Source organism: Salinivibrio sp. PR6 (genome assembly GCF_001995955.1).
Classification (GTDB): domain Bacteria; phylum Pseudomonadota; class Gammaproteobacteria; order Enterobacterales; family Vibrionaceae; genus Salinivibrio; species Salinivibrio siamensis.
In genome coordinates, this window is the sequence record NZ_MUFA01000015.1 from 23,492 (window position 1) to 37,929 (window position 14,438).

General features: G+C 50.0%; 12 protein-coding genes. 5 read left to right on the top strand and 7 right to left on the bottom strand.

Features of this window, described 5'->3' with window-relative positions; all coding sequences use genetic code 11:
- Nucleotides 1-40: 40 nt before the first annotated feature.
- The gene (gene metC / locus BZG72_RS12305; RefSeq protein WP_077666908.1) at nucleotides 41-1,234 is read left to right on the top strand and encodes a cystathionine beta-lyase; all 1,194 of its coding nucleotides are present in this window, start codon (nucleotides 41-43) and stop codon (nucleotides 1,232-1,234) included.
- A gap of 68 nt (nucleotides 1,235-1,302) precedes the next feature.
- On the opposite strand, the gene BZG72_RS12310 is transcribed toward metC, so the two are convergent.
- From BZG72_RS12310 to BZG72_RS12330, 5 genes are all read right to left on the bottom strand, one after another.
- Complete coding sequence (locus BZG72_RS12310; RefSeq protein ID WP_077666909.1) at nucleotides 1,303-2,901, bottom strand: methyl-accepting chemotaxis protein; 1,599 nt, start codon at nucleotides 2,899-2,901, stop codon at nucleotides 1,303-1,305.
- Nucleotides 2,902-3,139: 238 nt separating this feature from the next.
- A complete protein-coding gene (locus BZG72_RS12315) occupies nucleotides 3,140-4,378 on the bottom strand; it encodes a quaternary amine ABC transporter ATP-binding protein (RefSeq protein ID WP_077579277.1) in 1,239 nt (412 codons plus the stop codon).
- Nucleotides 4,371-5,267: an ABC transporter permease gene (locus BZG72_RS12320; protein ID WP_046075974.1), complete on the bottom strand. Its 897-nt coding sequence runs from the start codon at nucleotides 5,265-5,267 to the stop codon at nucleotides 4,371-4,373. Before BZG72_RS12320 ends, BZG72_RS12315 begins: the two co-directional genes overlap by 8 nt.
- A gap of 67 nt (nucleotides 5,268-5,334) precedes the next feature.
- On the bottom strand, nucleotides 5,335-6,330 hold the full coding sequence (locus BZG72_RS12325; RefSeq protein ID WP_077579279.1) for an ABC transporter substrate-binding protein: 996 nt from the start codon (nucleotides 6,328-6,330) through the stop codon (nucleotides 5,335-5,337).
- A gap of 168 nt (nucleotides 6,331-6,498) precedes the next feature.
- Nucleotides 6,499-7,038, bottom strand: coding sequence for an isochorismatase family protein (locus tag BZG72_RS12330; RefSeq protein WP_077638860.1), 540 nt, complete (start codon nucleotides 7,036-7,038; stop codon nucleotides 6,499-6,501).
- Nucleotides 7,039-7,197: 159 nt separating this feature from the next.
- Between BZG72_RS12330 and BZG72_RS12335 the strand changes: the two genes are divergently transcribed.
- Complete coding sequence (locus BZG72_RS12335; RefSeq protein ID WP_077607047.1) at nucleotides 7,198-8,067, top strand: DMT family transporter; 870 nt, start codon at nucleotides 7,198-7,200, stop codon at nucleotides 8,065-8,067.
- Nucleotides 8,068-8,090: 23 nt separating this feature from the next.
- Here the strand turns inward: BZG72_RS12335 and BZG72_RS12340 are convergent, their stop codons facing one another.
- Nucleotides 8,091-9,074: a lipid A deacylase LpxR family protein gene (locus BZG72_RS12340; protein WP_052708152.1), complete on the bottom strand. Its 984-nt coding sequence runs from the start codon at nucleotides 9,072-9,074 to the stop codon at nucleotides 8,091-8,093.
- A gap of 138 nt (nucleotides 9,075-9,212) precedes the next feature.
- Between BZG72_RS12340 and BZG72_RS12345 the strand changes: the two genes are divergently transcribed.
- From BZG72_RS12345 to viaA, 3 genes are all read left to right on the top strand, one after another.
- Entirely contained in the window at nucleotides 9,213-10,043 is an 831-nt protein-coding gene (locus BZG72_RS12345) for a rhodanese-like domain-containing protein (protein ID WP_046075970.1), read from the top strand.
- A 248-nt stretch (nucleotides 10,044-10,291) separates the two neighbouring features.
- Nucleotides 10,292-11,959 carry an AAA family ATPase gene (locus BZG72_RS12350; RefSeq protein ID WP_046075969.1) on the top strand — a complete coding sequence of 556 codons (1,668 nt, stop codon included), beginning with the start codon at nucleotides 10,292-10,294 and terminating at the stop codon, nucleotides 11,957-11,959.
- On the top strand, nucleotides 11,946-13,424 hold the full coding sequence (gene viaA, locus BZG72_RS12355; protein WP_077666910.1) for an ATPase RavA stimulator ViaA: 1,479 nt from the start codon (nucleotides 11,946-11,948) through the stop codon (nucleotides 13,422-13,424). The genes BZG72_RS12350 and viaA overlap by 14 nt, the downstream gene beginning before the upstream one ends.
- Here viaA and BZG72_RS12360 read toward each other — a convergent pair.
- Nucleotides 13,408-14,310 carry an EamA family transporter gene (locus BZG72_RS12360; RefSeq protein WP_077579283.1) on the bottom strand — a complete coding sequence of 301 codons (903 nt, stop codon included), beginning with the start codon at nucleotides 14,308-14,310 and terminating at the stop codon, nucleotides 13,408-13,410. The genes viaA and BZG72_RS12360 overlap by 17 nt on opposite strands.
- Between the last annotated feature and the right edge of the window lie 128 nt (nucleotides 14,311-14,438).

Genomic DNA, 14,438 nt, shown 5'->3' on the forward strand with positions numbered 1-14,438 from the left:
AGGCTATTAGTCAGTCAATCTAGGATGAGTGAAGTGAACGATGGAAAAGAAACACAGTCGTACGCAGCTAATACATGCCGGACGCCGTAAAGCCTATACCCTTGGTGGGGTCAACCCAGTCGTACAGCGCGCCTCTTCAATTGTTTTTGATACATTAGCCGAGAAAAAGCACGCGATTGCCAACCGTCACCAGCAAACCTTGTTCTATGGCAGACGCGGAGCCACTACCCATTTTGCGCTTCAAGATGCCATGACCGAGCTTGAGCAAGGAACGGGGTGTGCACTCTTTCCCTGTGGTGCGGCAGCCATTGCAAACAGTATTCTCGCGTTTGTAAAAACAGGTGACCACATTTTGGTCTCAGGATCGGTGTATGAGCCAACTCAAGATTTTTGTCAGAAAATTCTCGCCGATATGCAGGTGTCGACCGAGTACTTTGATCCTCTCGAGGGTGCGGAGATTGGTCAACGTATTACGTCAAATACACGCGTTGTGTTTCTAGAGTCACCAGGTTCTTACACCATGGAAGTGCACGATACGCCGGCAATCGTTCAAGCGGTAAGAGAAAGAGCGCCAGATGCGATTATCATGATGGATAACACGTGGGCAGCAGGTCGCTTGTATCAACCGTTAACGCAAGGCGTGGATATTTCGATCCAATCTGGGACCAAGTATATTATTGGTCATTCGGATAATATGCTAGGTACCGCTGTTGCCAATGCGCGCTGCTGGCCGACCTTGCGCGAGCGCGCCTATTTAATGGGACAAACGGTCGATCCTGATACCGCTTACCAAGCCGCTCGCGGATTGAGAACCTTGGATGTACGCCTTGCCCAGCATCAGGATAATGCGTTACAGGTAGCCAATTGGCTGAATGAGCAAACCGAAGTAGCCAGCGTGCTCCATCCTGCATTTGCAGATTGTCCTGGGCACCGCTATTTCGCGCGAGATTTTACAGGCAGCAATGGGCTCTTTTCGTTTGTGTTTGATCAGCGTTTGTCTGATGCGCAATTGGATGCTTTCTGTGATCATTTGCAGCATTTCAGTATGGCTTACTCATGGGGCGGCTTTGAGTCGTTGTTGTTGGCCAATCAGCCAGAGCAACTCAATCGCATCCGGCCTGTGGGTAAGGTGGATTTTTCCGGCACACTCGTCAGGCTACATATCGGATTAGAGGACGTTGACGATCTGATTGCCGATCTGGCGGCCGGTTTCGCACGCATTAATAATGTCTAAGCCACATAGCCCCTGTGAAAAAGGGGCGTCCTCGATACGCCGAGAAGCGCCCTTATCACATCAAGCTATTAGGTTTGAAATTGGTCAGTTAATTGCGTCAACGCGCTGGATTGGTGGCTTAACTGACCACTGACATTACTGGTGGTATCGATTGCCTCGGTGAGTGATTGGCTACCTTGTTTGAGCGCGCGACGCTGCTGGGTGAGGTGAGCAATTTCTTTATGCTGAGATCCTAGGGCTGCTTCAACTTCCGCGCTGAGTTGTTCAAGCCCTTGGAAAGTGGTATGCATCTCGCCTAAATAGCCCTGCAGTCGGACACTGGCTTGCTGATTGTCGGCACTGGCTGACTGTGTTTCCTTTAGTAGATTATTGGCGGTATCAACTTGGCCGAGTAAGTCATTGATCCAGTTTCGAATATCGCCAGTTGATTGTGCTGTGCGTTGAGACAAACTTCTCACTTCATCAGCGACGACGGCAAAGCCTCGCCCATGCTCACCAGCGCGTGCCGCTTCAATCGCGGCATTGAGGGCCAGCAAATTAGTTTGCTCTGCAATGCCCTCAATCACATCCATGACGCCGGCAATTTGGTTACTGGTTTGTTTCAAGGTTGCCATGGTACTCGACACGTTTTCCACCACCTTGACGCTATGGGCAATTGAGGCTTCTGTCGCACTCATTTGCGTTTGAATTTCATCATTGTCCTGAGAGACTTTGCCGATGTACTCACGGGTATCATGAATGGCGTTGGCGATTTCTGTGGTTGCGCTTTCCATAACGGTCAGGGATTGCGCGACATCGTTAACGTTTTGCCGTGTTTGCTCGTTAATCGTCGCCACTTGCGTGCTTTGTTGGTCTAAGGTATCTGACTGTTGATCAAGCGCTGATGTCCGCGATTGTATATCGGTGACAAAGTGACTGAACTTATCGAGCAGGTTATTAGATGCCTGAGCGACGGCACTGACTTCATCCTGATACTTATCGAATAAACGCACGGAGAGATCGGAGCGCTTATCGATATCCGTCAGGGACGTGGCAATATGATTCAGGCGCACCACCACGGTTTTTCGTAGCCAAGTCATCAGTACTAAGGCCAGCAATAGTGTGATCCCACAACCGACATAGACGATGTTCGATTGCTGGTGCAAAAAGGTAATAAGCGCGCCGGCAGAGTCTTTCGCGTTATCTTGACGCTCGGTCAGCTTTTCGTTGATGGCCGCTAACATGGGGTCAACGGCAGGGTAGAGGTCAAAGTCCACGAGACGCCCAGCATCGTAAAAGCTTTTACTGTCGACCGTTTTAGCAAGCTTGGTGAGGTATTGGTCGAACTTCTTTTTACCTTCTAGCTGTTCGGTACGCCAGTCCGACAAAGACGGATACTGTGACAACGCTTGCCAGCTCTGTTGATAGCGTTGTTGAAGCTTTTCAAACTCAGGGGTGATCTCGTTCCAGAATAAGACTTGTGCTTTGATTTTTTGCGACAGATTGACGAGGTCGCGGTGATCACGCTCAAGAGCTAAAAGCGCCCATACTTCGGGAAGTTGATGATTTACATATTCGGCTGAGGCATCCGCGGAGCGAGCCGATATCCAAAGTGCGAGACTACCGAGTCCGATGGTCGAGGCGATAAAGAGGGTGAAGGCGATCAATAACCGCTGTCTTACGCTCATGGTACTTCCTGTCAACTGCCTAATCTATATATGCGCCGCAGCTTAAGGAGCCACTGTTTCAGTAGAATGACAGGTGTCTCAGTAATGTGATTTGCGAGTGAAATCACTGTTCATTTTTATGAACATGACGCGGATAGCGTCAGTGACGAGGCTGAAAAATGGTGCAGAAAAGCGCGACAACAAAAAAGCGCCCCGCCTGAGCGGGACGCGTTCACAGTCAGCGAGAGTGCGTTATTGGCTAACTGGCTTTTTTCGTTGAGTCTTTGTCGTCAGGTGCGGCTGCGTGTTTGTGGCCACTTTCACTGAGAATACTGGCCACTGTTTGCCGTGAGAGGTGCCCAATTAGCTCGCCTTGATTATCAAAGACGGGTAGTGGCCATTTTGACTCCAACGTATCTGGGATGACGGTTTCCAATAACGAGTCTTGCTCAATGGCAGGCACGTCTTCGAGAAGACTTGCCTCGATATCACCGCTTGGATCTTTGTCACTGAGGTTTTTTTGACTCAGGGTGCCTTGATAGCCTTCTTCTGTGATGTAATAGCCATAGTTGGCCTTTTGCTGACGCATCTGCTGAATTGCATCGCCAATCGTGTTGGCACTGATACGACAGATTTGTGGCTGCATCACGGTTTCGACCGTTAATGCGCGAGCACGGTTGACGTCTTTCACGAAAGCCTCGACATAGTCATCGGCCGGTTGGAGCAATATATCGACAGGCTCTCCGACTTGTACGAGCTTACCATCACGTAAAATGGCAATACGGTCACCAAGCCTCAATGCCTCGTCCAGATCGTGAGTGATAAAAATGATGGTTTTATGTAATTTTTCCTGTAATTCAATCAGTTGGTCTTGCATCTCACTGCGAATGAGGGGGTCAAGGGCAGAAAATGCTTCGTCCATCAGCAAAATTTCTGCATCCGTGCAGAGGGCGCGTGCAAGGCCGACACGTTGTTGTTGCCCGCCAGATAATTGCGCCGGATATTGATCGGCGTAGCCGTCAAGACCCACAGTCGACAACCATTGTTCCGCTTTTTGATCGCGTTGCGCTTTTCCCTCTCCTTGGATTCGTAAACCAAACCCAACATTTTCTCTCACTGTACGGTGCGGGAGTAGACCAAAACGTTGAAACACCATGGACATCTTATGGCGTCGAAACGCCTGCAACTCTTTTTGCGAGTGCTTCATGATATCGGTGCCTTCGACGCGGATTTCACCCTCGGTGGGATCAATCAAGCGATTGAAATGACGAATTAAGGTCGATTTTCCAGAGCCCGACAGGCCCATGATCACAAAGACCTCACCGCGACGAATGGATAGATTAATATCACTGAGTCCAATGGTATGCCCTGTTTCTTGTAATAAGGCATCTTTACTTTTTCCTGCTTTGACCGCAGGCATTACCTTTTGCGGGTGGTCGCCAAACACTTTATATAGGCCTTGGATCTCAATTAAGGTGTCCTGGACTGGCTTAGTCATGATCGCCTCCTTTGAGATGCTGCTGGGAACGTTTGGCGTAGCTTTGAGACACACGATCGAAAATAATCGCAATCACCACAATGGCGAGACCATTGAGAAGGCCCAAGGTAAAGTATTGGTTAGTAATCGATTTAAGTACAGGCTGTCCAAGGCCCGAAACACCAATCATCGAGGCAATGACCACCATCGCCAGTGCCATCATAATGGTTTGGTTAATGCCTGCCATAATGGTTGGCATTGCTAGGGGGAGCTGGATCTGGAATAAACGCTGAAAACCATTGGCGCCGTAGGCTGTGGCTGCCTCTAACACATCTTTGTCAACTAACCGGATCCCCAGGTTTGTCAAACGAATCACCGGAGGAATCGCATAGATAACCACCGCGATCACCCCGGGGATCTTGCCAATACCCAGCAACATCACCACTGGGATGAGATACACGAAGGCGGGCATGGTTTGCATAATATCCAGTAACGGTGTGACCACGGCTTGGGTACGATTGGACTTGGACATGGCAATGCCTATCGGCACACCCACGCCAATAGCGACCAGTGTACACACCAAAATGATACTCATGGTGCTCATGGTATCTTCCCACATACCCAAATAGGCAATCAGGGTGAAAGAAACAACCACAGCCGTGGGGAGCTTCCAAGAGCGACTGGCGAGGTATGCAATACCGGCAAGTACGGCAATCACCAGCCACCAAGGTGTGGCGAGGAGTAAGTCTTCGAACCAAACTAGAAAGTGGAGGAGGGGGTCAAAGAAGGCTTCAATACCTTCACCATATTCGCGGGAGAAGTCGCGATACGCGCCGTCGAGTGTTTGTCGAATAGCGAGCAGATCACGCCTGCTCATTTCTGGCACTTCCGTTAGCCATGAATCAGCCATTGTTATTGTTCCTATACTGCTTAAGGAGAGCCAGCGCAGCGGCAGCTCTGCGCTGGCTGTTTCAACGTTACAGGGCGTCTTTTACTTTTTCAGCGACGTCACTGGGTACCCACTGGGTCCAAATGTCTTCATGATTGATGAGGAAGTTGGTCATCGCGTATTCCCCATCGGCCTGGTTTTCTTCCATCCAGGCAAGTAAGCCATTCATTTGATCGTTGGTGAAGCCACGCTCTTTCAAGTAAGTCAGCGCTTCGGGGGCGCGAGTGGCAAAGCGTTCTGTTACCACGGTATCAACGTCAGCCGCCGGATACATGGTTGCTTGCGGGTTCATACAATCGTTCGAGGTAATACAGTCCTTGTAGTGCTGTACGTCTGTTCCTGTCTCAAAGTCCACTTTTACCATGTCATATTTGCCCAACACAGCAGTGGGTGCCCAATAATAGCCAAACCACGCTTCTTCTCGTTCGTAGGCTTTGGCGATTGAACCTGCAAGGCCTGCACCAGAGCCCGGATCGACAATTTCGAAGCCGCTGTCAGCCAACTCTAAAGCTTCAAACTGGTTTTCTGAGGTAATTTGGCAGTTCCAGCCCGCGGGGCAGCCATAAAAAGCAGATTTGGAGGCATCTTCTGGATGGGGAAATAAATCAGCGTTCGCTTTGATCCCTGAAATGGTCTTCAGCTCAGGATGTTTTTCGACCATATAGCGTGGAACCCAAAACCCTTCTTCGCCGCCTTCAACAAATGCACTACCGGCGTAGCGAACTCGACCCTCGTCGATACCGCGCTGCAGGCCTTCACGCATCGAGTTACTCCAAAACTCGGGGGCAATGTCGGGTTCACCTTTTTCAATCATCGAGGTGCCCGTTGGCATGGTATCACCAGGCACAAGCTCGGCATCGCAGCCGTAGCCATGCTCTAAAATAAACTGATCGATGTTGGCAATCAGGCTAGCAGAGTTCCAATTCATATCGGCGATAGTGACTTTGCCACAGTGGTGGTCGTCTGCGCTGGCCGGTAATGCCGATAGCGACAGGATAGCGGCTGAGAGTAGTCGTTTGTACATATGCTTCCTTTCCTTTTCAAACATGCGTCCCAAATAATATTAGACCACTAATTAAATTGTTAGGAGGCAAAATGAGGCATACGTCTCACTTTACCGTTTTGCAAATCCGAAATTTGCTCATTGTGACCACCACTACGTGATATCAATCATTAGAGATCTACTGAGTGCTTACTTGATGAGTGACAAAAACGCTTTAAAGTCCGGCCCCCCTGCGTGTTGTTGCCACTCAAACAACAAGGCTTCGACCACGGTGATCCAAGCACCATGCTGCTGCATCATTGCGATGCCACTTTGATGGTGTGCAGGGTGACAGGATGACATCCCGTCCGTGACAAGATGCACATGGTAGTGATGGCGAAGCAGATCACAGGCGGTTTGATACACACAAATATGTGTTTCAATGCCGCAAAGAATTACCTGTTTACGGTTCAGTGAACGCAATGTCTGCGCTACACGAGGCTCGGCAAAGGCACTAAAGGTGTGTTTGGCAATGGGCGTGTTGTTTGGCATGAGGTCGGCGAGCGCCGACGTTGTTGCACCAAGCTTTTCAGGCAGTTGTTCTACCCAAACGACAGGCACATCGAAGTGTTCGCAACCGCGCACTAATTGGGCCACTTTTTGGTGTAATTCCTCGCTACCCACCACTTTTTGCGCCAGCTTACCTTGTATATCAATCAACAAAACGACGGCATTTTCGGTATTAATCATTCTAGTATCCCCCTGTTTTACCAATAAATAAGCATAGCAGCTCCACTTCATTGCGCTGGCGAAGTTCGCCCTCAACTATTTATCTTTTAATAAAGATACTTGATGTTGATCAATGTGTCGGCTAATCTATCTTTACATAAAGATAAATGGAGACAGGTTATGCATTATTTCATCGCGATTCTCGCCCCCATTTTTTGGGGAAGTACTTATTCGGCGGTTGCATTGTACTTGGGGGATCTTTCCCCTTACTGGATGGCGGTCTGGCGGGCGCTGCCTGCAGGGATCTTAATGCTGTTGATCAGTCGCCGTGGTTTACCCTTGAGTTTGCCGAGAATGCTCGCAGTGAGCTTTTTCAATATTGCTGCTTTCTTTTTACTGCTATTTATCGCGGCATATCGACTACCGGGCGCGGTGGCGGGGACGTTAGGAGCCACCTTACCGCTCGTTCTGATGCTGTTGCAGTGGTTAACCGAAGGAAAACGGCCAGAGCCTAAGCTGCTTAGCTTGGCAGTACTCGGGCTATTGGGAGTGGGATTGTTGCTGAATCCATCCACAGACATCGATTGGGTGGGAGCGGGCGCCATGCTATTAGCAACCTTCTTTGTCGCGCAGTCAACATTGTGGATGAAGCGATGGGAAGCGAAAGATATTTTTGGTCTGACCGCATGGCAGTTAGTTCTTGGTGGCGTGATGCTCGTGCCGTTTGCATGGGGCTTGGCTGGGCCGCCGCAAGCGCCAACACTTGACGCTTTACCAGGTCTAGCGTGGATAATCGTACTGAATACCGCCGTTGGCTATTGGGCTTACATTCGCTCAATTACCGTGCTGGGCCCCAATCGTCAGTCGATCATCATGTTCCTCAATCCGCTTACGGCCGTAACCCTGGGGGTACTTTGGATTGATGAGACGCTACAACCGCTGCAATGGTTGGGTATTGCGATGATTCTCGCGTCTTTGTTGTGGATGAAATTCTCCGATAAATTGGCGCTACCGCGCAGTGCGAAAACGGCGGCGGCTCCGTCAAGATAATGAAAAAGGGAATGACACTATCGCTAATAGCGATAGTGCACGGTCCAAGACACGTAACTGTAGGTGTTATCGATAGCTTGTTCATAATCTTTGGTATGCAGTACGACACTGATATCCGTGCCCCAGCGAGGTTGATAAAACGCTACCCCAGCTGCGGCACTGGCTTGCCAATGCGTCATATCGATGTCTGCATTTTCTGGCGGCTTATCGCCATTGATGGTGATGTCATTGGCACGGTAGCGACCTTGGATTGCTGTATACAAGAAGGCACCTTGTTCACTGGCCTCAAATAAGCGGCTATCGAGGTGCCGGCCGGGCTCATAACTGATTCCTCCATACGTGTTGGCGAGATCCAGCCCCACTCGGTAGCTAAGGCCTGCTGACAGCTCACTACGGAAGTTGCCAATATCCGCACGTCCAGTCACTCCCCATTCTTGATGCTCGCTACGGTGTAAAAGCTGGTGCCGCTCATAGGCAAGCTGTGCCACTGGGGTATTTTCCACTTGATAGTCCCAGCCTTTAGGATCGGGAGAGTCAATGACATCATGAACATAAGACTGCCCTTCTTCCGTTTGTGACGCGGGACCAACCATACCAAGCATCAGTGACCACTTATCGACCCGTTCTGGCGTCTGCTGGTAGATACCGGGCTCGATAAATATCAACCCTGCATAAGGGCGTTCCTCGGGTTGAGGTGTGGTATAGGTAATATCATTGGGCGTCCACATCATTTGCCCAATATCCACACTCCAGCCTTGCCTTGCCGACTCGTTGAGCGGAAGTTGCTCGGCAAACCAACGAATAGGCGTGACAGACGCACGAGTGAGATCATCTGACCAATCCGCATGCCAATGCGCATAAACACCACTGGTGTATTGGTTGTCGACCCCTAATGGGCTGTCGTTTTCAATCGTTAATCCAAAGCCAGCCGCCAAGGCCGTGCTAGGCGCGAGTAGCAAAGTGGGAAACAGTAAAATAGTGCCGCTGATCACGCGAGACGGTGTCATTCACATCCTCATTTAGTTGCATCTTCAATGCGAGGCTCTCAGTATGAGTAAAAACGCAGGCTGACACCAGATGAGAAAGGTCAATATCTTGTGAAAGAGTGGTAAGCCGTCAATCAACGATGAAAAGGAACCGTCAAAATGTCAGTGTTTGTAACCGCCGAATGGCTGGCTCAGCGCCTCGATACCGTGATCCCTGTCGACGCCAGTTGGTTTATGCCTGATGTGTCGAGGGATAGCGTTCAAGAGTGGCAACAACGTCGGATTCCGGGGGCCGTTTTTTTTGACTTCGACAGTCGTATCAAAGACCCCACGTCTAGCTTGCCCCATATGTTGCCTGATGAAGAGCGCTTCGCCCAGCATATGGGCGCATTAGGCATTGCGTCGCAAGATACCCTGGTGGTGTATGACACCCAAGGATTGTTTTCAGCGGCGCGTGCTTGGTGGATGTGTAAAGTGATGGGTCATCAAAATGTGTTTATCCTGGATGGTGGGTTACCTGCATGGATGGCTTCAGAAGGGCTGATTGATAATACCCCGCCGCAGCCACGTGTCGAAGCGACCTATCAGACGCAGTTTAAACCGTACCGCTACATGGATGGTGCCACCTTGGCAGACAAACTCGCCGTGATGAATGTGATTGATGTTCGTCCTGAAACACGCTTTTATGGCGACGCCCCTGAACCGAGAGAGGGGATTCGTAGTGGTCATATGCCTGGCGCCACGAATCTTCCCTTTGCCACGTTGACCGACCCACGAGGCTTTGTGATCAGTGAGCGTGAAGCGCGATCGACCGTGTTACCTCACTTAAGTGATACGCGGGTTAACGTAGTAAGTTGTGGCTCGGGGGTTACCGCGTGCATTTTGGCTGCTGTGGCTGAGCACTACTTCGCCTACCCTGTGGCGGTTTACGATGGGTCATGGACTGAGTGGGGTGGCCACTCACACTGGCCCGTAGTGAAAGCAGGTTAATTATCAAGCAATGACAAGAAGGGGTGTCGCAAGATTGACTTGAGAGTGATCTATGTCACTATCTGACAAGTGCGCTAATGATATATCGACATATTAATTAATATTAGTTTACATAATAGTGTGTTTTTTGTGCAGTTGGTCAGCTGGTTAATGGCAAATAGCGCTTGGCTTGCCATGATTAATCAACAAGCGCTTCGTGGTTATCAAGCACAAAATACCCTGTATAGCGATGAAAATCGGAGTATCACTTGTCTCAAAATCTTGCCACCGTCAGTCAACGTGCTTTGCTACCTGAGCGTATAGCCAGCCTCATCAATGCGCTTTCCAGTGGGGTTTACGAGCGCGAACATACCATCAAGATGTGTCTGTTGGCCGCGCTTGCCGGTGAAAGTATCTTCTTACTTGGCCCGCCCGGGATTGCGAAAAGTTATATCGCTAAACGATTGATCGAGGCGTTTGATAACAGCCAGTTTTTTGAGTATTTGATGACCCGGTTTTCCACGCCGGAAGAAGTATTTGGCCCGCTCTCGATTCAGGCGCTGAAAGATGAGGGCAAATATGTACGCTTGACCGATGGCTATTTGCCTAACGCCGACGTTGTCTTCTTGGACGAAATATGGAAAGCAGGGCCGGCTATCCTCAATACCTTGCTGACCGTGGTCAACGAACGCACCTTTAAAAATGGCGAGCATGTTTATCCTGTTCCTATGCGTTTATTGGTGACAGCGTCCAACGAATTACCCGAGCCGGACAGTGGGCTCGATGCCTTGTACGATCGCATGTTGCTACGAGTGTTCGTCAATCGGATCCAAGAGAAGAAAAACTTCAAACTGATGCTTACCGAGCCCAGCCAGGATGAGGCAACGGTGGCCGATAAGTTGAAAATTAGCCATCAAGAATATCAGCATTGGCAGACTATTATTCCCACACTGGATCTGCCTGATGCGATATTCGAAAAACTCTACACCCTAAAACAACGGGTAGAAAATGCCGGCAGTGAGCAATCACAATTCGACCCAAGTGAGCTTTACGTGTCGGATCGCCGGTGGAAAAAGGCAGTGCGTTTGCTAAAAGCGGCCGCTTTTTTCAATGGTCGTGACGAAGTCGCGCCACTGGACTTATTGTTACTGGAAGACTGCCTATGGCATAGCCCAGAGTCGCGCGATGTGGTGCAAACGGTAATGCAGGCATTTGCCAAAGAAGTGCTGTTCGATCAACAAGAAGTACTCGCCTTGATCGATGACGTCAAAGTGGCATTAGAAGAGATTGAGCAAGATACGGCTGAGGCGCTGACCTATCGACAAGATACGGCCACCGCTGGACTCACGCGCAAAGCAATGATTGACGTGAGTCAGTCGCCTCGCTTCACGGTCAACCAAAGTCGAGATTTGGTTCGTTTTGTCCTACTTCGGGCCAACCCATCGGTTTCAGAGCAAGAAAAAGGTGACAGTCGCTGGGTGTATCTCGATGCGGCCGACATTGAGAAAAAGTTGAAAACAGGCAGCACAGACTTGTATGGCTATGTGAATAAAAACAATCATCTGTGCCGGCTCACGTTAGAGTGGGATGCGCAGCACGCCTTGGTCATTAAAGATATCGCTAATCGACCTGTACCTATGGCTTTGGTGGGGGTTAACGATCCGAGCGAATCGCAGCTAGCAGATTGGAAGCAACAAACCGATCATGCGCTTGAACAATTGCAGCATGCGCAGTTTTTAATTCGTCGCGCGCGCAGTCAACTCAATGCCGGATTACCGCATTTATTTGCGCAACCGGATCTGCTGGAAATCGCATCAGCGAGTTTGGTGGATGTGGAACATGAGGTAAAAACGCAGATTGATAACCTAGAGCGCCAAGTTAATCGTTTAGCGCGCTTAGGTGAGTTCTTCTCAGGGGCGAGCCATGCTGAGTGCTGAGAGCCTGAACATGGGGTTGATGCTCGCGGAGTCTGGGTTACTGGATGCGGCGATGACAGAGTTGATGTCTCACCCCCAGTTGCTGGTGTTGACGGAACGAAGCCCAGCGATTAAGCGAGCCGTAAAAAAACAGCTTCACCGCTGGCGAGGGCAAACAAAACGCAAGCTGGTGCAGCAAGGGTTGTCAGCTTCCCTGAAGCAAGAAATTCAATACTACGAGCAGGCCACCGAAAAAACCGCACGCGCGTTTGAAAAAGAGATTGATACTTTACTGAGCCAATTAAAATCGGTTTCTTCGTTCTATCCGCAGGCGGAAAAGCTCGCCGCCCATCAAGCTCAGCACGCCGATCCCATGTTTCAGTCGTATTTTTGCAATAAATGGCACGCGCATTTAAAAGCCGAAATACAAAAAAATCAGTCCGACAGTGTTGAGGCGCAAAAACAAAAGCTCTTGGAAGATTTGTACCGCCGGATTTCAACCTATCAGCAAATGGATGGTGTTGACCAGTCGGGCGATATCAGCAAAGTGGGGCGGCTGTGGGATATGGCGGCGAGCTCTCTTTCTCAGCAAGACGTCACCTTGCTTAAACGGTTTATTGCTTTTCTAGAGAAAAATCCAGAGCTTCAGGCAATCGCGGAACAACTCGGGCGCATGGCCAATCAGGTGAATCTTTCTGGGCCAAGCCAACAGCCCACTGAGACACTGAAAACCAAACCAGAGCGTCAGGTGGATGTGCCGGACGATATCACGGGGATTTGCCAAAGTGATCGGGTTGATCGCTTGTTGCCCAATGAAGCCGTGTTGCTCGCGGATCCGGCGCTTGAAGTAGTGTTTTACAAGCAACTGGTAGACAAACAGCTCCTCAATTATCAGTTTTCTGGTAAGGCCTACCGTCGTAAAAAAGTGGAGACGCACGCGCCTAGTCAATCTATGCCTGAAAAAAAGAAAGGGCCGTTTATCATTGCGGTGGATGCCTCTGGTTCCATGAGCGGTTTTCCAGAGCAGTGTGCTAAAGCCCTCGCGTATGTGTTGATGCGGATTGCCGCCACTGAGCACCGAGACTGTTACGTGATGCTCTTTTCCACGGACCATATTAGCTACGAGTTAACCGGTGAGCGCGGTTTGCAAGAGGCGATGAGCTTTCTCTCTTACCGTTTTCATGGCGGCACAGATATGACGCCAGTCATTGATAAAGCGCTCAACCTGATGGAAAGCGATCGCTATCAAAACGCCGATCTGGTGGTCGTGTCAGACTTTATCGCGCCTAAGCAATCGGATGCGATGATCAACAAGGTTGAGGCACTGAAAGCCAACCACAATCGCTTTCATGCCGTAAGCTTGTCCAAATATGGCAACCCCAGCCTAATGGCCATGTTTGATCACTGTTGGCGGTATCAGCCGTCACTCAGTGGCAGGCTGCTGAGTCAGTGGTGGCCGGGCAAATCATTTACAGCGCAGAAGTAGGTCTGGCACGCGCTTTTAGTCCCAACCAGCGACCAATGCGCCGACCCAACACAGACAGGCTCAAGCCAGAGACAATCAAGGCCGCGCCAACCCACTCAATCATCGATAAGGTTTCTCCCAACCCGATTGACGCTGCCGCCATACCGACAATTGGGATCAATAGCGCAAACGGGGTGACCGAGGCTGAGGTGTGCTGGTTGAGCAACCACCCCCAGATAGCGAATGCAACTAACGTCGACAAGTAACCCACGTAGGCCACAGAGACCCAACCTGATAACGGTGTGGCTTGCAACAAGGCAATAGGCTGGTGGGTCTCAAACCAATACGAGAGGGCAAACAGTGGTAGCGGTGGGATTAAGCTCACCCAAACCATAAAATGCATCAGGTTAACGCCTGGCATTTGTTTCATCACCATGTTGGCGACTGCCCAGAAAAAGCCAGCGGCAACAATCATCGCCACGCCCGTGAGTGTCGCGCTTCCCGTAGAGGCAACAAAAAATAGCCCAAACCCGGAAAAAGCCACGATAAGTCCGATGCGTTGCGGCACGGTAACATGCTCTTTAAGCACCAGAGCGCTTAGCCCGATAGTAAAAATGACCTGTGACTGTAAAAGTAGGGAAGCGATGCCGGCTGATGCATCGTCTTGCATGGCAATAAACAGCAAACTAAATTTAATGACGCCTAGGCTCAGTCCCACGGCGAATAGTTGCCACAGTTTTACCTTAGGACGCGGAATAAAAAATACCGCCGGCAAGGCGACGATAAAAAACCGTAACCCTGAGAACAAAATGGGTGGCAAGGTTTCCAGCCCAACTTTAATGACGGAAAAGTTGACACCCCAGATCAGTACGACCAATAAAGCGAGCAGAACGCTTTGGATGTTCATAGTCAGTCCCTTACTAAGATACCGCTACCCTAGCATGGAATACTGGCTATCACGAAAAATCTGGCAATAAGAATAGAAAATTGGGCACTTATTCGAAAATAAGCGCCGTCTGTTTTCCTTGATGTGAA